Origin of the sequence: Phyllobacterium sp. YR620 (genome assembly GCF_900104165.1) — a bacterium.
Lineage (GTDB): Bacteria > Pseudomonadota > Alphaproteobacteria > Rhizobiales > Rhizobiaceae > Phyllobacterium > Phyllobacterium pellucidum.
Map to the genome: position 1 here is coordinate 857,205 of NZ_FNJP01000002.1, position 18,446 is coordinate 875,650.

The following is an 18,446-nucleotide window of genomic DNA, read 5'->3' on the forward strand; positions in this document are numbered from 1 at the left end:
CGCTCCTCCTCGCATACGCCGTTGACCTGGAGGCAAGTCGGCGCACGTTCCGGGGAGTTGCCATTCCGATACTCTTTATCAAGGCTTGAACCTGAGCGCGTCCAGAAGCAGCTGGAAAGCCGGCGATGATTGCCTGCGCGAGGGGTAGTAGAGATGGTAGCCCGTGAATGACGCGCACCATTGGGGCAGTACGCGCTGCAGCCGTCCCTCGGCGATATGGGTGGCCGCCATGTCTTCTGGAATGAAGGCTAGTCCGTGCCCGGCCAGGGCAGCCGTCAATATCGGCAGGCTGCTGTTAAATGCAAGCTGCCCGTCCACCCGGACATTCAGCGGCTCCCCGTCGCGCTCGAACTCCCAGGCGTAAAAGCCGCCATATGTCGCCAGTCTCAGGTTGATGCAACGGTGCCGGGTGAGGTCGTGCGGTGATTTAGGCACGCCATGCTCCCGGAAATAATCGGGCACCGCCACCACCGCCATGCGCCAGTCGGGGCCGATTCGGACTGCTATCATATCGGCGGCTACTTCCTGCCCCAGCCGGACACCGGCGTCGTACCGCCCCGCCACGATGTCGGTATAGCCGTTGTCGATATCGACTTCGACCTTGATGTCGGGGTAGTGGCGCAGAAAGCGGTCGAGCTTCGGCCACAGGACGGAGCGGACGGCATGCTCGCCCGCATTGATGCGCAGCGTGCCCGTCGGCCTGTCGCGCGTGGCCATCAGCGTTTCGACCGCACGGTCGATATCATCGAAGTGATGGCCTATTTCATGCAGCAAACGCTCGCCCGCGTCGGTAAGGGCCACGCTTCTCGTGGTCCGGGCCAGCAGGCGCACATCAAGCACTGTCTCGAGACGGCGAATGGTGTGGCTGAGGGCCGACGGCGACAGGCCGAGTTGCGCCGCCGCCCGCGTAAAGCTGCCTTCGCGGGCAACTGCCCTGAACGCGATAAGGTCGTTGAAATCAGGCTTTTGCATTACTGAATCTCATTCATAAGGACATGCAGATAATATCATCTAGTTGAAAAATACTGTGAGGTCTATTTTGGCTGTGAAGCGTTGGGATCACCTTCCCCGGCGCAAGGAGTCAATCATGGAAATCATCCGCGCCGGAACGCAGCCCTCTGCCAAAGGACCAAGCGACTGGTTCACGGGCACGGTGCGCGTGGACCCGCTCTTCGCTGTCGCAGACCCCTCAAGGGCTGCAGCCAATGCCGTAACGTTCGAGCCCGGCGCCCGCACCGCGTGGCACACCCATCCACTCGGCCAGATGCTGATCGTCACCGCCGGATACGGGCGTGTCCAGCGCGAAGGCGGGCCGATCGAAGACATCCGCCCTGGCGATGTCGTGCGCTTCGCCCCCGGCGAAAAGCACTGGCACGGCGCGGCCCCCGATACTGCGATGACCCACATCGCTGTTCAGGAATCCCTGGATGGCAAGGCCGTCGACTGGCTGCAACACGTTACCGACGAGGAATACGGCGCGGGCAAGGGCGCGCCGCAATGAGCAAGGTCATTGTGTTCAGTGGCTCAGACAACAAGCAAGAAGGATAGAAACATGCAAAAGCGGATTTTGGGAAAAAGCGGCCTTGAGGTTTCGGCGATCGGTCTTGGCTGCATGGGCATCAGCCAGTCATACGGTCCGCCGCTGGCCTTACCTGATGCCATTGCACTGATCCGCGGAGCCTTTGAGCGCGGCATCACCTTCTTCGACACGGCTGAAGTCTACGGCCCCTACAAAAACGAAGACGTTGTAGGGGAAGCGTTGGTCCCCATCCGCGATCAGGTCGTCCTCGCTACGAAGTTCGGTTTCGACATTGCCGGGGGCGGTGCGATGAACAGCCAGCCCCAGCACATTCGCGCGGCCGTCGAAGGATCGCTCAAGCGCCTGAAAACAGACCGCATTGACCTGCTCTATCAGCACCGCGTCGATCCCAATGTGCCCATGGAGGACGTCGCCGGAACGGTCAAAGAACTGATCGCGGAAGGCAAGGTTCTTCATTTTGGTCTGTCGGAAGCGGGTGTTAAAAACATCCGTCGAGCGCATTCCGTTTTGCCGGTTGCGGCGCTGCAGAGCGAGTATTCGCTGTGGTGGCGTGAGCCCGAGGATCTGATACTTCCGGTTCTGGAAGAGCTTGGCATTGGCTTTGTGCCATTCAGCCCCCTCGGCAAGGGCTTCCTGACCGGCACTCTTGCCAAGGACACGACATTCGGGAAAGACGATTTCCGCAGCACGGTGCCGCGTTTTGCACCTGACAATCTTGCCGCAAATCACGTCTTTGCCGAGGCGTTTGCCAAAATCGCCCGCGAAAAGAAGGTGACGCCAGCCCAGCTCGCGCTGGCCTGGGTGCTTTCGCAAGCGCCCTGGATCGTGCCCATTCCCGGCACGACAAAGCTGGCCCGTGTTGAGGAGAATCTCGGCGCTGCAGCTATCACGCTTTCCCCCGCCGAGCTTGCTGCCATCGACGACGCGCTTTCCGGTATCGCGATCACCGGCGAACGCTATTCACCGCAGAACCAGGCGCGGATCGATCGATGACGCATGCTTCGCAAGCAATTTAAAGCGGGTGTGTCGATGGCTCGCCCGCCGAAAGTCCGCGGGCCAGCCGTGTTTAGGCACGTCGCCTGCATTAGAGGCTTTCGCCTGACATTCGCATGGTGATGGAGTACCCTCAGAACAAGAGTAGACGAAAGGACACGTCATGTTTGGAACGATGCTCTACGGCCCTGGCGACGTTCGCTTCGAGGAGCGGCCCGAGCCCAAAATCGAAAAGCCCACCGACGCCGTCATCAAGTTGTCGGCCAGCTGCGTCTGCGGTTCGGACCTGTGGCCCTATCGCGGTGCCAACGAGGTGACGGCGCCGCTGGCGATGGGCCATGAATACTGCGGCGTGGTGGTAGAGGTCGGTAGCGATGTGAAGACCGTCAGGCCTGGCCAGTTTGTCGTCGGCTCGTTCGTAATCTCCGACAATACCTGCCCGCAATGCCGGTTCGGCTTTCAGTCGTCCTGCGAGCAGCGCGAGTTCATGACTGGTGCGCAGTCCCCCTATGCCCGCGTCCCGCTTGCCGATGGCACACTCGTCGCCACTGAGACGCAGCCGGACGAAGACCTGATTCCAAGCCTGCTCGCGGTTTCGGATGTACTCGGAACCGGCTGGTACGCCGCGGATGCGGCGCGCGTGCAGCCGGAATCGACGGTGGTCGTCGTTGGCGACGGTGCTGTCGGATTGATGGGCGTGCTGGCCGCAAAGCAGATGGAAGCCGGTCGCATCATCATCATGAGCCGCCACAAGACGCGCCAGGACCTCGCCCTCGAATATGGCGCGACCGACATTGTATCGGAGCGCGGCGAGGAAGGTATTGCGCGGATCAAGCAACTAACCAAAAAGGTTGGCGCCGACGCCGTCCTTGAATGCGTCGGCACGCAGGAGTCGATGACCCAGGCGCTGCAGGTCGCGCGTCCCGGCTCGATGATCGGCTATGTCGGTGTGCCGCACGGCGTGCAGTTTGATGGTCAGTCGCTGTTCTTCGCGCAGGTCGGGATGCTCGGAGGCCCGGCCCCGGTCCGCCGCTTCCTGCCGCACCTGATGGACCTCGTGCTTACCCGCAAGATCAATCCCGGCAAGGTGTTTGACTTGACGCTTCCGCTTGCCGATGTCGCGGAAGGCTACAAGGCCATGGACGAACGCCGGGCAATCAAGACGATGCTCCGCGTCTGACCTTGCCATCGTTATCTTCGAGGCTCGCCGGCGCTGTTGTAATCAGAACCTGGGGGCTCGCGCGTTTCAAGGAGGGTTGTACGGACTTGCAGGATCGCGTGCGCGATAGCCGCGTCACCGAGCTCGGCGGCAAGAGTCTTTGTTGCCTTATCGATGAGAGCATTCACTAACCGCGACCGATCAGGCGTCCGAAAAATCTAAGGGGGCCCGTCAGTTTCCAAGACGTTGAATTCCGTAATTCTCGTAGTTCGCCGTCTTGCCGTGCTCTATCTAATTGCAATTGTTCTATCGCTCGCTCGAGCGAGGCGGCGTTTGAAACGAGGCCTTTCACTTGTTCGTTGCATTCACCAAGCGCCTTCCCAAGCGCATTGTTTTCTGCGGTTACCGACCCAAGTCGCTTTAATTGACAGATTGAAAGGCTTTTACGACGCGAACTTTTTTCACGAGATCGGTGTGATGGTGTGTCAAGATGGGGCAGCCCCTTTAACATTGGTATAGCTGGAACATCACAAGATGGGTACATTTGCGCGCTTGGAAAAAGGCTGAAAGCGGGTTGTGAATCGCGGGTCACCAGTGATTACGGTTTGACAGATGTGACGGGATTCGTCACTACGTTGAAAAATCGAGTAACAGTGCGGTCTTGTGAAGTATTGGCGACCAACCAAATAGGTTGTCGTTAAACGGTTCTTTGTGGTCTTGTGGAGATAGCTCAGTTGTCAATTAATGAATCACCCAGGCCGGACCTAGAGGAGACAAGCGAGCTTCCGGTCATTGTTATTTGCCATTGCCACTACGAGGAGGTGGTGGACGAACTCATCTGCGTACTCGATCGGGTGCCAGACACCGCCCAGATCTATGTCACGTCGTCCAATCCATTAGTGTTGTCGGCATTCAAATCCAGGTGGAAAAGATGCAAGGTCTCACTTGACGTATTGGCCACCGAAAACAAGGGGCGGGATGTCTTGCCCTTCCTCAGGGTGCTCGCTCTTCTCAAATTGCCCGACGATCTACCAATCCTGAAAATTCACGGGAAGCGCAGTCTTTATTCTCCATCCGGCGAGAAATGGAGACGCGATCTGCTAAATGAACTTATTCCCTCTGAAGCAGGCGTCCAAAAGATCGTTAATGAATTCGGCAATTCGCCTAAATTGGCGATGATTGGCGCGAGCGGGTCCTATGTCAGCGATCTGGGATATTGGGGCTCAAACCAGAGACGAGTATTTAAATTTATAAGATCGGCAGGTTCAGAGCCGGCCTCTGTTGACCTTGGTTTCTATGCGGGAACCATGTTCTGGATACGGTCGCAGTGTGCCAACAGCATTCTTTCCAATGTCGACCTTGATCAGTTTGAGAAGGAACGCGGGCAAAGGGACGGAACTTACGGCCACGTGCTTGAACGAGCAATCCCGATGATGCTCAGATCCCAAGGTTGGTCTTTGCGAGAAATTGGCGATGACACGGAATTGTTTCCGAATAAAGTCCGCCATCGAAAACTAACGTACTTTTAGACTATACCTGCAGCCGCGAAATTTTGTCCAGGTCGTGCCCTTTTGCGTAAGCCGCGGAATAAGGTCATTAGGGCGACGATCAATTTAAAACTGAAGGTTGGCTGGTCGAAGCAAAGGCGATCGTCGTGTATCCTGCTGTATGAAAGCAACAAGACGCTACCGTTCGTTACCGGCAAAGGCCCCTGCGAAATCGGGCTTGCGCCTACAGTGGCCATCACAACTATAATTGGATCATATTGAAAGTATGGCGCGCCCGAAAGGATTCGAACCTCTGACCCCCAGATTCGTAGGCGGATGCGGTCCATAGAAGCGTCTACAGAAATTTGCAAAACGGTCAATTTTGACCCCATCACATATCAATAGCTTAGCACTCGATTTCAAAATGATTTCGGGTGCTTTTCTACGTCACTTCCCGCTCAGCGGGCGCGCATTCTTGCGCCATAACAAAGGGACACAAATATGAAGATTCTATACTGCCACCCAACCAGAGAGTGCGGCAAGCGCGACTGTATCGCGTTCGTTGATGTCGAGCTTAATGAGCACATCCGTCTCTATGGATTGAGGTTGGTGAAGCAGCCTGACGGCAATCACATGCTGTATGCCCCCCAGGCTGGGCAGCGGCGATCGGCGACCTTCTCTACAGCCTTGGCCAAGCGCCTTACTGCCCTTGCAGTAGAAGCGCTTGAGGTGCGCCAGTGAGCGACGCTCCTCGCACAGCGGTGCCCGGGTCGCTCCTGTCCCAATGGTGGACTCTGGGAGACATCATTCTTGATCGACGCACGAACGGCTCCGGTCGGCACGTCAAAGTTGCCTGGGTCATCATCGACCGCTACATGCAGGCCAAAGGCAATGGCAGAGCCAGTGTTCGCTTCATCGAACAAGCCACCGGCCTTTCCAAGGGGATCATTATCAAGGCCTGCCGTGAACTAGTCGATTGGGGTTACATGACCCAGCGAATCGGCATTGGCACTCGGCCAACCGAGTATAGTCCAAATTGGTCTAGTGTTTCACCCACCTCTAACGCTAAGACTATTTCACCTAGTGTTCCACAGGAGTCGAACGCAAGTGTTCCACCCGAGTCGAACACTACAGATTTTAGCGTTCCACCCGAGTCGAACGAATCCTACTTACCTGAACCGGCCTACAAAGCCGGGTTACAGGTAGGTAGTAACTTTGATACCCATGGTGCCCCGCCTTCGGCTGCCCTTTCGGGCGCCGCGGCAGGCACACGGGTCCCGGAGAGTGCGTTCGATAAATTCTGGCTGGCCTTCCCCCGCAAATTCCAGAAGCCTAAGGCACGCTCAGCCTGGGACAAGATCAATCCAAGTGAAGAGCTAGCAGGGCGCATCATAGAAGCGGCCAGCCTTTGGGCTGCGCACTACGCCAGCCAAAGCACAGACAAGAAATGGATTCCGACTCCAGCCAACTGGCTTACTGGAGAGCGATACGACGAAGACTTGCCGGATGTCTACACGGATCCAAAAGAGGCCGCGATCGCCAAGGCAAACGAGCGCAAGCCCTCAAAGCCAGCCGTAGCCGCGAATGACAATGACGGCTTGCCGGCGTTGCCAGTTTATCAGTGGGATGTAGGCCCGTTCTCGCCGTTCGGAACATTCAGGGGCGAGATCATTGATAGCCATGTGGGATGGCCAAATCCGAAAGACCAACAAGCGGTGTTCACAATCGAACTAGACGGCAGGGAGGGAAACACAGTCGATCATACCTTCTTTGTGCAGGCCGCAGACCCAAAAAAGCAAGAGCGCGGACAGCAATTTTTGCGCGATATCATGCGTGCCGTTAGCTTTGAAGGCGCCCTAGACGACACAGACCAACTTCATTTCAGGCCGCTTCAGGTCACGATTGATCGCGGCCTAATCTCCTATGCACCAATAGAGGAAGCAGCATAATGCTAGAAGATATCTTTAGAGTTCTGGAAGAGCGCCTGCCTCAGCCGGCCGATCCCGACGAACTAACACGCGGCATGATCGCGATCGCGCCATTCGACGCAGAAGACATCGATGATAAGCCGCTCAAGGTTGTTGGCGTTGTCAGTAACGGCGTGATGCTGGATTTCATCGTCATGAAAACCGACAAGGATGATGGATCAATCTTTCCGTCGATAGAGGGAAATGTTTGGCCACTGAAACCAAGGCAGGCCGCTTGACTCCGCGGCCCTAGTCTTTTTTGTTGAGTAAATGCACCGCTTACACTGCATTTAGTGTTTAAGCTTACATTGAATACCAGCCACAGTATCAAGCGGCAATCAAGCTGGCAGTTTAGCAGGCAAGAAGGAACCCGCCAAATATGACCACACTCGCATGAGCACATATCGATTCCGTGGAGGCGCCCGCCTCGTTACCTGGCTATTAAAGCAGGACCCAGAAGCGGGCTATTTGCTTCGTCAATACGGCAGGCCGGCCAACGACAACGACCAGACTTTCGAGCAAGAAACAGACGTTGACGGCGAAACGCCAGCCAAGCCGTCTATCGAGTACCTGCACAGCATCAAACCCGATGCTGACTACATGGTTTCGCAGATGTACCGAACGCGGGCAACCAACACGGTCCCACGCAAGCGCGCACTAAAGAATTCCAAGCCATCCGTATGGATTGCCTATGAATATCTTCAGCAACCGCGTAGCAGTTCGGCCGTGATTGGCGATCTGGTATTCCGCGCCGGCGTGCTTGTGCAGTACGCCACAACGGCTAGCGGAAAACCTATCGAGCCTAAGGTTGAGACGGACAAGCCACGAGGTGGCAAGACTGCGAAGCGCATAGTTAAGCTGCCCGTTCCAAATGCAGAGCGTAACCCGCGCAAGCTTGGATACCTTGATTTACGCGGTGTGCCTATTGAACATCGGGCTGTGGCTGTTCGCGCCGCGCCGATCGGAATGCACAACAGGCCGCCTGCAGAGTCGCGAACTCCCGAGGACGAGGCGGTGATGGCGCGAGCGATAGTAAACGCCAAGGTACTAGCCGACGCCTATGCCAACACGACAGTGCTGCCACCCGTCCAGAAATGCCCTCCTGCGATTGCCAAAGGCGCCGTGTGGCTTGGAGGCATGGTTGGCGCTAAGCAGACCACATCAAGGGGTGCCATTCCATTGGCGCAGCAATACGAGAGGCCAGAATTGCCTGAAGCCGACGCGCGCATTCTCGAGGAAGCACTCTCAAATTCGACCTTTACCGATATCGGGACTAGACTCGGATACAAAGGAAGGTATGCCGATAAGGCCGGCAAACACGCCTTCCTCCGCGCAGTTTCGGCGCTTGTGGCGAACGACAATTTTGCAGAAATCTCAAAAAATATCGCAGCTTAATAAACGTATCTGCCAGTTCATCACCCTATATATGTAGGGTGCAGGGAAACTCTCAGACAAATGTTACAAACCGTGCCACCTGAGCGCGTATATAGTAGGACAGGATTTCAAAGGTCGCTCTCGAGCGGCCTTTTCTTTGCGCGATACCTCGGCGGGTTCTCGTGCGAAGGCTCAGCTTTCGTTCGCGATCTCTGAGCCGACCTTTTGGTGACCACGGATGTACTGGCACCGATGAATCGGCAGTTTGGTTCTCCTCCTGCCTGATCCGGCTGAGCGCAGTGTGGGCCGCACACCACGCTGCGCTCGCCTGGCCTTTCGTCGCCTTTTTTAAAAGGCATTCAATATCAATTTGCAACAAATGGAGGCGACTCATGCGGAAATCGCAGATTGTCGAAATACTCGCGCGTCGACTCAATATTTTGCCGAGCCGTGTGCATCACATCGCCGTAAGATTGGCTGACGATGGCCAGATTCCAAAAGCTGCAGGCTCGAGAAGGTTTCCGCCTGAGCTAGACGAAGTCGAAATAACCCGCCTAGTCCTCGCGACGTTGGCAGACCACGGCCTTGGTAATGTCCATTCGTCTGTTGAGGCGTTTTCGCACCTTACCAGCCATAATGGCTTAAGCTTCGGCGATGTTCTGGCAGAAGTCTTGTTTGGACCTCCTGTCGACGTTGGCCACGTCATTCTTAGACATGACCCACCAGGCGTATCGCTGACCATCAACGGCTGCCATCACGTCTACGGCACCGACGCGCCAGTCAAGACCGCAGCCAAAGCCTCGATCGTACCTGGATACGCGTTGATGGCGATTGCTGCCGAACTACAGGGGCAGGCTCCATCGCAAGCGGATGCAATGATTGAGCTCGCTCGGCTCCAGAGAGCCTTCCAGTAAGGAAATCAAAATGACACACCCATACAAAAGGCCAGATGGCCTTTGGAACATTCCCAAGAACATCGACGCAGTTGAGACTTACGACGCTTTGTTTCCACCCGAAAATAGACGTGAGGGATGGAATCCTAGTGCCGCGGAAAAACGTCAACGTGTTTTTGAACTGCTAAACGATACCATGGCCCGATGCGAATCTGGCGGGCACTCAGCAGTGGAATCCCATTCAGAAGAAGCCCTGTCTAAATTGTCCGCTGTACTGGGTATTTCCGCCAAACTGGATTCATCCAAACCTGTGGAAAAAGCGAACGCTACTGGAGCGGCACTATTCCACGCTCGAGACGCAGTCCGCGCAGCGATTGCTCGCGGCGACTACTAACCTAAACCACCCAACACAACCAACCTCCCCCCAAACGGCTTAACCGCCGAAAGGAACATCTATGTCTGAACTAGCTGCAAAAATTGGCGCAATCGCCGACTCCATCAATGATTTCAAAAGCGAATATAACGACCGAGTGTCTGAACTGGAGAAGCGTTCTGCGCGCCTGACCTTTGGTGACAACGACAACTCGTCATCTGCGTCTCTCGGCGATCAGGTGGCCAATCACGCTTCCGTCAAGGCCATGTCCTCCAGCTTCCGTGGAAAGTCTCTCATTCAGCTCGATCGCGCAGCGCTTACGTCTGGTAATACCACTGTGGGTGCCGGACGGTCTGCGACGACCTCCTTGGTGCAGGCAGATCGTCGTCCAGGTATCGTGGCGCCTCCAGAACGACGCTTTACCATTCGTGATTTGATCCCCAGCACGCCCACAACGTCGAACTCTATTGAGTATCCGAAAGAAACTGGCTTTACGAACAACGCTGCGCCAGTCGCTGAAGGCGCCCAAAAGCCAACGAGTGATCTGACTTTCGATCTGGTTACGTCGCCTGTCCGGACGCTAGCGCACTTGTTCAAGGCCAGCCGCCAGATCATGGACGACTCGCCGGCATTGGCTGGCTATATCAACGCACGTGGTACTTATGGACTGAAGCTTGTCGAGGAGACCCAACTCCTGAATGGCAACAATACAGGCCAGAACCTCAACGGCATTATGCCCCAAGCCAGCGCTTACGAAACCTCGCGCACGGCTGCAGGCGACACCGAACTCGACATTCTGCTGCACGCGATCAGCCAGGCAGAAGAGGCACTGTTGCCAGCGTCGGGCATTATCCTCTCGGTTCGCGATTGGCGCCGCATTCTCGGCATCAAGGACCTGGGTGGCAACTATCTGTCTGACGGTCCATTTGGTACCACGGCTCCACGCATATGGGACCTGCCCGTCATTCCTTCTATGGCAATGCCCGTGGGCAGCTTCTTGCTAGGTGGCTTCGAAACCGGTGCAGAAATCTTTGATCGACTCGAAATTGAGTTCCTGATCTCCTCGGAGAACAGCGATGATTTCGAGAAGAATATGATCACGGCGCGTATTGAGGAACGACTCGCTCTCGCTGTCTATCGTCCGGAAGCCTTCGTTAAAGGCTCGCTTGTAGTCGCGTAAAAATAGGCGGGTGTGAAGGCGGCTTGCTCGGTCGAAGGTGTGGGGAGGCCCGCCAAGTCCTATTTGACCCCTACACACTGTGAGCACGGCGCCGCGCGAGTCCCCTTTGCCTTTGGCATCGCGCGCGGCGCCTTTCTACGGGGGCGTATAGAAGTCAGGCCTCCTCCAGACCTAGGACCGCCGCCAAACACGCGCACGCGACGCCGCAGGTTTTAAGGTTAATTTTCGGTGAGGGGGTATACAAAAAGTCTAAGCATGTCTCCGGCCAGGACCCGTGGGCCCGCATTCTGCGCAAAAAACCAATTGGAAAAATGACCCTATGGCACGACCTCGCAAACCAAAGGCGATTGCCCTCGTCGAGGGCCGCGATCTAACTCACCCCACTCGCTACAATGGGCGCAACGACCCTTCGGCCGCAACATTGGGCCCGCCACCACGGTGGCTGACAGCCGAGCAGGCTGAGGCCTGGCGAGATTTTGACTCCGAAATGCCCTGGCTGCGCGAGTCGCACCGAGCTTTCATGGGGATTGCATCCATTCTACGTGCTCGGCTCGCAGCAGGAGGGGACGTGGGCGTTCAGGCAATGAACCTTTTGCGGTTGTGTCTAGGGCAAATGGGCGCCACGCCCGCGGACTTCGCAAAGATAGGCTGGTCCCCTGACACCGATAGTCCGGACGAAGACATATTCGATCGATGGTAATATCTAGGGCTGCTGTTGGGCAAAAACGAGTAACTGCCAAATGATGGGAGCACGATTCTTGTGCTGATGATGATTTTGCGGTGGCAATGGGTTGCCCTTGTTGGCCGCTATCTCGTCACCGCAATTTTTGCATCGGTATATGCCAGAATTTGGCGGCGTGCTTCCTGGTACCCACTCGGTGTCATATGCAACGCTGTCACCCTTAATCAGGTGATTGCCGTACTTGTATTCAGCCATCTTTATACGCCCCGCCCGCCGCTCGGTGTAAAACTAATTGGATTTTTTACCCTTGTCTGGTCGTTGCGATAGAGCCGACCCAGCGGCGGTTTTGGAGTCCGCTTTTGTGCCCTTGCCTCGAAGCACTTTCGACGCGGCTTTACCTGCCTTTGCACCAGTTTTCTCATTGCTAGCCATGTCAGCCTCCTTGGGGTTTGACTTCAAGTTTATAGCACATCTAGTGGCGCTAGTGCAACAAGACACAACATGTTCCCGTTTGTAGGAGTATTATATGCGATCCTCGATTCAAGCCCGAGTAAACGGGCGTGACCTAACCTTCGAAGTAAAGCCATCGGAAGCGTTTTGCGTGCCGTGGTTCGAAGCCTGCCACTCGCCTGTGGAAGTAACCATCTAATCAAAGGATCCAATATGAGCACCGAAGCGAACGCTGCGGACGATTCCGCACGCCTAAAAACAGCCAAATACCTCAGCCGCAAAGCTGAGTTCGAGGCCGCCAGCAACGCTGGCTTCGACGAAGCCGAACGCCTCGTCGCGGAATACATCGCAGGAAGGAAAGCCCAATAAATGGCAATTCGGAACGACTACCAGGCCGGCAACGCGTCGATCGTAACGGGCACAATCACCGTTACTGGTGCAGGCGGCGCCAACTGGACCGCTGCCGACTTACACCCTGGCGACACGTTCAAGGCACAAAACCTTGACGCCATCATCGCTTCGGTCGACAGCAACACACAGATAACGCTATCCGCCCCGTGGACCGGAACGACGCTGGTAAATGCTCCGTATGCCATCCGATACCAGCCAGACGGTTCGCGCTATACAGCGGCCCTGCGCGACCTGGTGGCGCTTCTCGGCAATGGCAACCTGACCGCCTTCTCTGCCTTGGCCGGGGCCCTCGATCTCATTCCGATCTTTACCGGCGCGGGCGCGATGACGCTTGTGTCCCGGCAGGAGCTTAAGCAGGGCATCGACGTCGACCAAAAGGTTGAAACCCTCGCGCAGCGCGCAGCATATGACGGTCAGGCAGCAGGCTACACCGTTCTCGTCGCAGACGTTGGTGACGGGCGGTCGGCGGTTTACTTCAAAGTCTCGAATACGCTGGCCGACTGGTCGGATCCTGCTTTCCTGACTGGCCCGAACGGCACGTTCCAGTCGAAAGGAAACTATAGCGGATCGACAACGTATCAAATCGGCGATGTTGTCCTGTACAACGGCTCATCGTGGATCGCGCGCGTTGTAACGACCGATAATCCACCGCCGACCTTGCCGACGACTTCAAACACGCAATGGTTCCTGCTTGCCGCTGCCGGCAATGGCTTTGTGTTCAGGGGCGACTATGCAGGCGCGACGGCGTATCTAAAAGATGATGTCGTTACTAACCAGGGCTCGTCGTGGATTGCGCTGCAGGCGACCACTGGCAACGCGCCTCCAACCCTGCCCACGACTTCGAACACCTACTGGAAAGCCATTGCCGTCAAAGGTACCGGCGACGTAAGTGGGCCGGCTTCGAGCGTAGACGGGAGCCTCGTGCTTATGAACGGCACCACAGGCAAGGTCATCAAGGATGGTGGCGTTGTTCTTTCTGCATTCGTAAAGACATTGCTCGACGACGCCAATGGTGCGGCATTTCTCGCCTCGTTGGGTGTGACGTGGAGCGCGCCGTCGAGTTGGAATGGGTGGGTCAAATTCCCCGGTGGGCTGATTGTTCAGTGGGGATCGACAGCCGGGCTAACAACGAGCGGGGGAGGTTTTGCCATCCCCATGCTGACGGCGTTCTCGAGCAACGTTAGCTGGAACTTCGTGGCGTACAATGGGGATAGCCAGACCGGCAATATCGTCGTGCATGCGTATAAGCAATCGGGGTATCCGACAGCCAGCACTGGCTACGTTGTCGCGCTGACTGGGCAGACGGGAGCCGCGCACGCGAGTACATCGCTGCGCGTTGATTGGATTGCGGTGGGAGTCTAGGTCATGGTTAAAAACACAATATATATCACGGTTAATCAGGACGGGTTTGTCACTGCTTTTTACCAGAGCGCGGCTTACGACAACCCGGAAGAGATAATCCCTGCATCGGCGATTGAGATCAGCGAAGAACAGTTTTCCGATCTTTATACGAATTTCCAGACGCGCAAGCTCGTTGACGGTGAAGTTGTTGTCTATACGCCTCCACCGCCACCGCCTGTTATTCCTGATCGCGTTACGCGCCGGCAGTTCCGCTTGCAGTTAATTGACGCGGGCCTGCTGTCAACGGTTGAAGGGTGGATTGCGACACAGGACGAGCGCACGCAGGCTGCCTATGCCGACAGCGGAACGTTTCTGCGCAGTGATGAAATGTTGCAGACGGGATTCGCGGCGCTCGGGTTTACGACCGAGCAGATCGATTCGTTTTTCACTGAAGCGGCGGGGCTTTAGTTGTCGATTTGGGCGGCCACACTTCGTGGGGGTCGCCGTAATCAATGCACGCGCTTTGCTGGCACCTTGTGTTCAGAATGCATGCCATCTTGTCGAAAATCGACACCCCTATGGGCTAGTGAGCTAAAGGGAGGTGACTGAGCATCGGCAGGGTCGCTTGTAGCTCACAATACCGCAGTATACATTTCGAATCATGTCGATTGATTTGAATCCGCAAAAAGCTTTCATCTTCAGAATAGTCCATAGGGACAACCTAGGAGAGACCTTGGATAACGGTTGCCATTGCAAATCTAGTACGCTTGAGAAACCGTACGTGGCCATTGGCAATCCGGAGTTAATAGGAAAGAGGCACTCTAGGGAGGTTACCTGCCCCCCTGGGGGTACACTTAGCGACTACGTTCCGTTTTATTTTACGCCGTTTAGCCCAATGTTGTACAATATAAAGACTGGATACAACGGCATTCCAAAGCGGCCGATGGAAGACATTCTCATCCTGGTGTCTTCGCTACATCATCTGATTGCAAAAAAGGTGCCGTTCGTATTTACAGATCGGCACGCATATTTAAGAGCTGCGCAGTTCTCTGATAATCTGGCCGATTTACAATGGATCATTTGGCCAACGTTGCAGGCTCGCGATTTTAAGAAAGACGATGTAGACAAATTCGAAAAGTATCAAGCGGAAGCGCTTGTGCACAAACATGTGCCTCTAGAGGCGCTGTTAGGCATTGCGTGCTATAACGAGAATGTGAGGGCTAACGTCGAATCCGAAGCCGATAGTAGAGGCGCCGGCATCAAGGTTTTAGCCAAAAGGGGATGGTTTCTCTAATGATTAAATTTGCCGAGGGAAATCTGTTAGAGGCTAAAGCCGAGGCTTTGGTCAATACCGTCAACACAGTTGGTGTGATGGGTAAGGGAGTCGCTTTGATGTTCAAAGAGGCGTTTCCAGAAAACTTCAAATTGTATGAAGACGCTTGTACGGCGAAAAAGGTGCGAGTAGGAGAGATGTTCGTAACAGAGCATCGCGATCTCTATGGGCCGAAGTGGATTGTGAATTTTCCTACAAAGGCGCATTGGCGGTACCCTTCGAAGATTGACTGGATATCTAAAGGATTGGACGATTTAAAGCGCGTGATTGTGTCCAAAGATATCAAGTCAATCGCACTGCCACCGCTCGGTGCAGGGAATGGCGGATTGGATTGGCGTGAAGTCAGGGAACTTATCTTGGACAAACTGTCATCAATGGAGGACGTTCACGTTATTGTTTATGAACCCACCAGGAAATATCAAAACGTTGCGAAGCGTGCCGGGGTTGAAAAGCTTACACCCGCGAGGGCATTAATTGCAGAACTCGTGCGCCGCTATTCCATACTTGGAATCGAATGCTCTCTGCTAGAAATACAGAAACTCGCATATTTTGCAGAACGTTTCGCGCTTATGCATCATCTTCCGTCTTTGAAGTTCGAGTTTGCGGCCAACAAATACGGACCGTATTCAGATAATTTGAAGCACTTACTAAATTCGCTGGACGGAAGTTATCTCCATTGTGAAAAGAGGCTCGGTGATGCAGGTCCATTCGAACCGATTCATTTCAACGATGCTAAGAAAGACATTGTATCTGCTTATTTTACTACCGAGGAGGCGAAACCTTATCGTGCTGTCTTAGACTCTACCAGCCAATTGATTGACGGATTTGAGTCCCCGCTGGGTATGGAATTGCTGGCGACTGTCGATTGGTTGGTGCACCGTGAGAACACTGCTCCAGAGGTTGAAGCCATCAAAACCCAACTTCCATTCTGGACGGGTGGTAAAGAGTCAGCCCAAAGGAAAGTGGAGCTGTTCGAAGACCGCATAGTAGGCATTGCCCTTGAAGCTCTGGGCGAAAACTCGCTCACTGCATCCTGACTAAGCCAAACCGTCGGGTTTACGACCGAGCAGTCCGATGCGTTCGTTACTAAAGGCGGCGGGGTTGTAGGACCTTAGAACGAATGACGCCCCAACTAAGGGGCGTCAAAGTCTTGTAGTGGAGGATGCAGGTTACTTCTTAGTGTCGCCATATCCCGGCTTCGGGACGCGCTCCACAGTCGTGTTGTCGGGGCGCCGATTGGCCTCCTCGATGGTGATGAACTGCCCAGACTTAGAGTCTCGGCCAGCATCAAATGTCTTACGTGTACTCATAGTTTAGTTCTCCAGCGACTTGCGTTGCTAGCCTCTGGGAGTTATCACTAAGCCTTCCACAGCGTTGAGTGACTCCCGGTTAGCTGAATGGCGCGCTGGACCACATCAACAAACACAAAAGGCAGGCCCGAACGATTCGGTGCCTGCTTTTTTGTGCCATGACCGTGTTTTGATGTCAATACTGGTTAAACTGCAATGCGTTACATTTATTATAACTATATACTGAGTCTTCGTCAACCGAGTCAGACCGACATTTTGTCGCACATCAAAACCTAAACCCGATACTTGTGCTGATCGCGTACCGGGTTGCCCCGTCCGAGGGTGATAGCAATAGTTTATCATCCAGAAAGATGTGGCGCAGTTCGCCTTCGACTCGAGCGAACATCTTCTCGAAATGGTACTCAGCCCCAAGCGCCAGGGTCGCCGTAGGGCGGAAGGAATCTCTCTCTTTTACCTGAACCTTACCGGCATAGGGATTTGAGCATCCGACCATATAGTTCTTAAAGTTTCCGAACTGATCGTAGGCAGTAAACGTTTGGGTCTGACCGCAGTAGACAGAACCGCTGTCGTCGTCGGTAATTTTCTCCGATATCAGCGCACCGCCCGCACCCGCCCTCGCGAATAGCAGAACGTTGTTGATCTGGTGTCCAACGCGAGCGCTCAGCGTCGGCGAAAATGTTTCCTCATAGCTATATGATTGTCGTCTGTCGGATCTCGACAGACCCCCCTCATAACTGGAATAGAAGCTGTGGCCCAGACCGCCAGAGCCATATCCATACTGTTGTGGATATATCGCCTCGTATTTTGAAAGGTTCGCGTCCTGCTTCTCTTTGGTAGTATCTGTTCGGACATCAAACTCGAGGCCAAATAACGTGCTCCCATCGATGAAATTGTAACCACCAAATGCCCCAACCTGCGGCGAATTTGGTCTGAAGTCATCAATCTCAGGATCGAGCCCATTGTTTTCCCATGTTTGAATGCTGGAGCTTGTCCCTTTGAGGAGGGTTCCGCCTAGATAGAATCCAGAGATGTCAATCGTATCTGCGCGAGACGGAATTGCCATAACCGTAAGACATGCGACCGCACCTAAAGCCTTGAATATCACAATTATTTCCTCGCCCCTTTGTTGCCGCAATTTAACTTCGCGTACATAAAGCGCAACTAGAACATTGCCATCAGTGGTTGCAAAACTCATGATACGCACAGGGGACGCCGTGGACATAGGCTTATTTGCTGGACCGCTAACCTGGGGGGACGCGGCAACGTGTGCTGGTCTCGCCTTTACGGCCTGGGGCGCATGGAAAACTGCAAACGCTGCAATCGTAACGATCGATCAGGCGCGTGAAATCGGCGTAGCAAGATGGGTTCCCGAAAAGCCCGAAGACCAAGACAAACTGCCACACGTTCAAAGCATTATGGCTCAATCGCGTGGAGCCAGGCGGGGATTGCAATTTATCCTGATCGGGGCATTGCTTCAATTTGGGCCGATTATTGAAAAGGTTGTGAGCGCATATAGCTAGCGATTCAACCTCCTTCTGGGCTTCTTCGCCGTCAGCTTCTTTGCCAGTTCCATCATTCGAATCTCAGATAAGCTGACGTGCGCTGGCCTGATGCTCTCCTTTGCCGCCACGCGCATGATTTCCCATAGGTCAACCAGATCCTGCTCGCTGAATAGGAGATTACGGCCGTTGGCGGAACACAGGCCGTGACGGCGGGCCAGTCTACCTAAGGCGTTTGGCTTCATGCGAAGTTTCTCTTCGGCTTCGGCGAGGGTGTAGATTTGGGAGAGTGGGGCGGTCATTCAAACGGCCACCTCCCATTCGTCTTCCTTCTTGACCCTGTCGAATAAGGCGTCGATCGCGTGCCGGTCGTAAACCAGCCTACCGCCCCATCTGATTGGTTGTGGCATTACGCCTGCTCTAACCAAGATGTCGAACAGGCTGGGACTGATTC

General features: G+C 54.9%; 19 protein-coding genes. 16 read left to right on the top strand and 3 right to left on the bottom strand.

Annotated elements, in window-relative coordinates; translation table 11 throughout:
• Positions 1–78: 78 nt before the first annotated feature.
• The gene (locus tag BLR72_RS11040) at positions 79–972 is read right to left on the bottom strand and encodes a LysR family transcriptional regulator (protein WP_091948247.1); all 894 of its coding nucleotides are present in this window, start codon (positions 970–972) and stop codon (positions 79–81) included.
• A 115-nt stretch (positions 973–1,087) separates the two neighbouring features.
• Between BLR72_RS11040 and BLR72_RS11045 the strand changes: the two genes are divergently transcribed.
• From BLR72_RS11045 to BLR72_RS11125, 16 genes are all read left to right on the top strand, one after another.
• A complete protein-coding gene (locus BLR72_RS11045) occupies positions 1,088–1,501 on the top strand; it encodes a (R)-mandelonitrile lyase (RefSeq protein ID WP_027231309.1) in 414 nt (137 codons plus the stop codon).
• A gap of 51 nt (positions 1,502–1,552) precedes the next feature.
• Positions 1,553–2,533, top strand: coding sequence for an aldo/keto reductase (locus BLR72_RS11050; RefSeq protein WP_091948251.1), 981 nt, complete (start codon positions 1,553–1,555; stop codon positions 2,531–2,533).
• A gap of 163 nt (positions 2,534–2,696) precedes the next feature.
• The gene (locus BLR72_RS11055; RefSeq protein WP_091948254.1) at positions 2,697–3,713 is read left to right on the top strand and encodes a zinc-dependent alcohol dehydrogenase family protein; all 1,017 of its coding nucleotides are present in this window, start codon (positions 2,697–2,699) and stop codon (positions 3,711–3,713) included.
• Between the two features lie 698 nt (positions 3,714–4,411).
• Positions 4,412–5,221: a rhamnan synthesis F family protein gene (locus tag BLR72_RS11060; protein WP_091948257.1), complete on the top strand. Its 810-nt coding sequence runs from the start codon at positions 4,412–4,414 to the stop codon at positions 5,219–5,221.
• Between the two features lie 459 nt (positions 5,222–5,680).
• Positions 5,681–5,920 (top strand): hypothetical protein, encoded by a 240-nt coding sequence (locus tag BLR72_RS11070; RefSeq protein WP_091948263.1) that lies wholly within the window; start codon positions 5,681–5,683, stop codon positions 5,918–5,920.
• On the top strand, positions 5,917–7,128 hold the full coding sequence (locus BLR72_RS11075) for a hypothetical protein (RefSeq protein WP_091948265.1): 1,212 nt from the start codon (positions 5,917–5,919) through the stop codon (positions 7,126–7,128). The genes BLR72_RS11070 and BLR72_RS11075 overlap by 4 nt, the downstream gene beginning before the upstream one ends.
• Complete coding sequence (locus tag BLR72_RS11080; RefSeq protein WP_091948268.1) at positions 7,128–7,385, top strand: hypothetical protein; 258 nt, start codon at positions 7,128–7,130, stop codon at positions 7,383–7,385. Before BLR72_RS11075 ends, BLR72_RS11080 begins: the two co-directional genes overlap by 1 nt.
• A 154-nt stretch (positions 7,386–7,539) precedes the next feature.
• Positions 7,540–8,541, top strand: a complete 1,002-nt coding sequence (locus BLR72_RS11085) for a hypothetical protein (RefSeq protein WP_091948271.1) — start codon at positions 7,540–7,542, stop codon at positions 8,539–8,541.
• Between the two features lie 371 nt (positions 8,542–8,912).
• On the top strand, positions 8,913–9,434 hold the full coding sequence (locus tag BLR72_RS11090) for a hypothetical protein (RefSeq protein WP_091948274.1): 522 nt from the start codon (positions 8,913–8,915) through the stop codon (positions 9,432–9,434).
• A gap of 10 nt (positions 9,435–9,444) precedes the next feature.
• Positions 9,445–9,807, top strand: coding sequence for a hypothetical protein (locus BLR72_RS22260; protein WP_139202518.1), 363 nt, complete (start codon positions 9,445–9,447; stop codon positions 9,805–9,807).
• A gap of 61 nt (positions 9,808–9,868) precedes the next feature.
• Entirely contained in the window at positions 9,869–10,966 is a 1,098-nt protein-coding gene (locus BLR72_RS11095; protein WP_091948277.1) for a phage major capsid protein, read from the top strand.
• 1,345 nt (positions 10,967–12,311) lie between these two features.
• Positions 12,312–12,467, top strand: a complete 156-nt coding sequence (locus BLR72_RS22445) for a hypothetical protein (RefSeq protein WP_175492332.1) — start codon at positions 12,312–12,314, stop codon at positions 12,465–12,467.
• A complete protein-coding gene (locus BLR72_RS11110) occupies positions 12,468–13,871 on the top strand; it encodes a hypothetical protein (protein WP_091948283.1) in 1,404 nt (467 codons plus the stop codon).
• A 3-nt stretch (positions 13,872–13,874) separates the two neighbouring features.
• Complete coding sequence (locus BLR72_RS22705) at positions 13,875–14,318, top strand: hypothetical protein (protein ID WP_244506673.1); 444 nt, start codon at positions 13,875–13,877, stop codon at positions 14,316–14,318.
• A 193-nt stretch (positions 14,319–14,511) separates the two neighbouring features.
• The gene (locus BLR72_RS11120) at positions 14,512–15,144 is read left to right on the top strand and encodes a type II toxin-antitoxin system toxin DNA ADP-ribosyl transferase DarT (RefSeq protein ID WP_210183728.1); all 633 of its coding nucleotides are present in this window, start codon (positions 14,512–14,514) and stop codon (positions 15,142–15,144) included.
• Positions 15,144–16,220, top strand: coding sequence for a type II toxin-antitoxin system antitoxin DNA ADP-ribosyl glycohydrolase DarG (locus BLR72_RS11125; protein WP_091948289.1), 1,077 nt, complete (start codon positions 15,144–15,146; stop codon positions 16,218–16,220). Before BLR72_RS11120 ends, BLR72_RS11125 begins: the two co-directional genes overlap by 1 nt.
• 538 nt (positions 16,221–16,758) lie before the next feature.
• Here the strand turns inward: BLR72_RS11125 and BLR72_RS11130 are convergent.
• Both BLR72_RS11130 and BLR72_RS11140 read right to left on the bottom strand, forming a co-directional pair.
• Complete coding sequence (locus BLR72_RS11130) at positions 16,759–17,715, bottom strand: hypothetical protein (protein WP_175492333.1); 957 nt, start codon at positions 17,713–17,715, stop codon at positions 16,759–16,761.
• Between the two features lie 294 nt (positions 17,716–18,009).
• Positions 18,010–18,294 carry a hypothetical protein gene (locus BLR72_RS11140; protein ID WP_091948297.1) on the bottom strand — a complete coding sequence of 95 codons (285 nt, stop codon included), beginning with the start codon at positions 18,292–18,294 and terminating at the stop codon, positions 18,010–18,012.
• Positions 18,295–18,446 lie beyond the last annotated feature (152 nt).

Excerpts from the sequence above, each read along its gene's own strand:
- BLR72_RS11040 (WP_091948247.1), bottom strand. The coding sequence starts at position 972 with ATGCAAAAGCCTGATTTCAACGACCTTATCGCGTTCAGGGCAGTTGCC.
- BLR72_RS11045 (WP_027231309.1), top strand. The coding sequence starts at position 1,088 with ATGGAAATCATCCGCGCCGGAACGCAGCCCTCTGCCAAAGGACCAAGC.
- BLR72_RS11050 (WP_091948251.1), top strand. The coding sequence starts at position 1,553 with ATGCAAAAGCGGATTTTGGGAAAAAGCGGCCTTGAGGTTTCGGCGATC.
- BLR72_RS11055 (WP_091948254.1), top strand. The coding sequence starts at position 2,697 with ATGTTTGGAACGATGCTCTACGGCCCTGGCGACGTTCGCTTCGAGGAG.
- BLR72_RS11070 (WP_091948263.1), top strand. The coding sequence starts at position 5,681 with ATGAAGATTCTATACTGCCACCCAACCAGAGAGTGCGGCAAGCGCGAC.
- BLR72_RS11080 (WP_091948268.1), top strand. The coding sequence starts at position 7,128 with ATGCTAGAAGATATCTTTAGAGTTCTGGAAGAGCGCCTGCCTCAGCCG.
- BLR72_RS11085 (WP_091948271.1), top strand. The coding sequence starts at position 7,540 with ATGAGCACATATCGATTCCGTGGAGGCGCCCGCCTCGTTACCTGGCTA.
- BLR72_RS11090 (WP_091948274.1), top strand. The coding sequence starts at position 8,913 with ATGCGGAAATCGCAGATTGTCGAAATACTCGCGCGTCGACTCAATATT.
- BLR72_RS22260 (WP_139202518.1), top strand. The coding sequence starts at position 9,445 with ATGACACACCCATACAAAAGGCCAGATGGCCTTTGGAACATTCCCAAG.
- BLR72_RS11095 (WP_091948277.1), top strand. The coding sequence starts at position 9,869 with ATGTCTGAACTAGCTGCAAAAATTGGCGCAATCGCCGACTCCATCAAT.
- BLR72_RS22445 (WP_175492332.1), top strand. The coding sequence starts at position 12,312 with ATGAGCACCGAAGCGAACGCTGCGGACGATTCCGCACGCCTAAAAACA.
- BLR72_RS11110 (WP_091948283.1), top strand. The coding sequence starts at position 12,468 with ATGGCAATTCGGAACGACTACCAGGCCGGCAACGCGTCGATCGTAACG.
- BLR72_RS22705 (WP_244506673.1), top strand. The coding sequence starts at position 13,875 with ATGGTTAAAAACACAATATATATCACGGTTAATCAGGACGGGTTTGTC.
- BLR72_RS11120 (WP_210183728.1), top strand. The coding sequence starts at position 14,512 with ATGTCGATTGATTTGAATCCGCAAAAAGCTTTCATCTTCAGAATAGTC.
- BLR72_RS11125 (WP_091948289.1), top strand. The coding sequence starts at position 15,144 with ATGATTAAATTTGCCGAGGGAAATCTGTTAGAGGCTAAAGCCGAGGCT.
- BLR72_RS11130 (WP_175492333.1), bottom strand. The coding sequence starts at position 17,715 with ATGTCCACGGCGTCCCCTGTGCGTATCATGAGTTTTGCAACCACTGAT.
- BLR72_RS11140 (WP_091948297.1), bottom strand. The coding sequence starts at position 18,294 with ATGACCGCCCCACTCTCCCAAATCTACACCCTCGCCGAAGCCGAAGAG.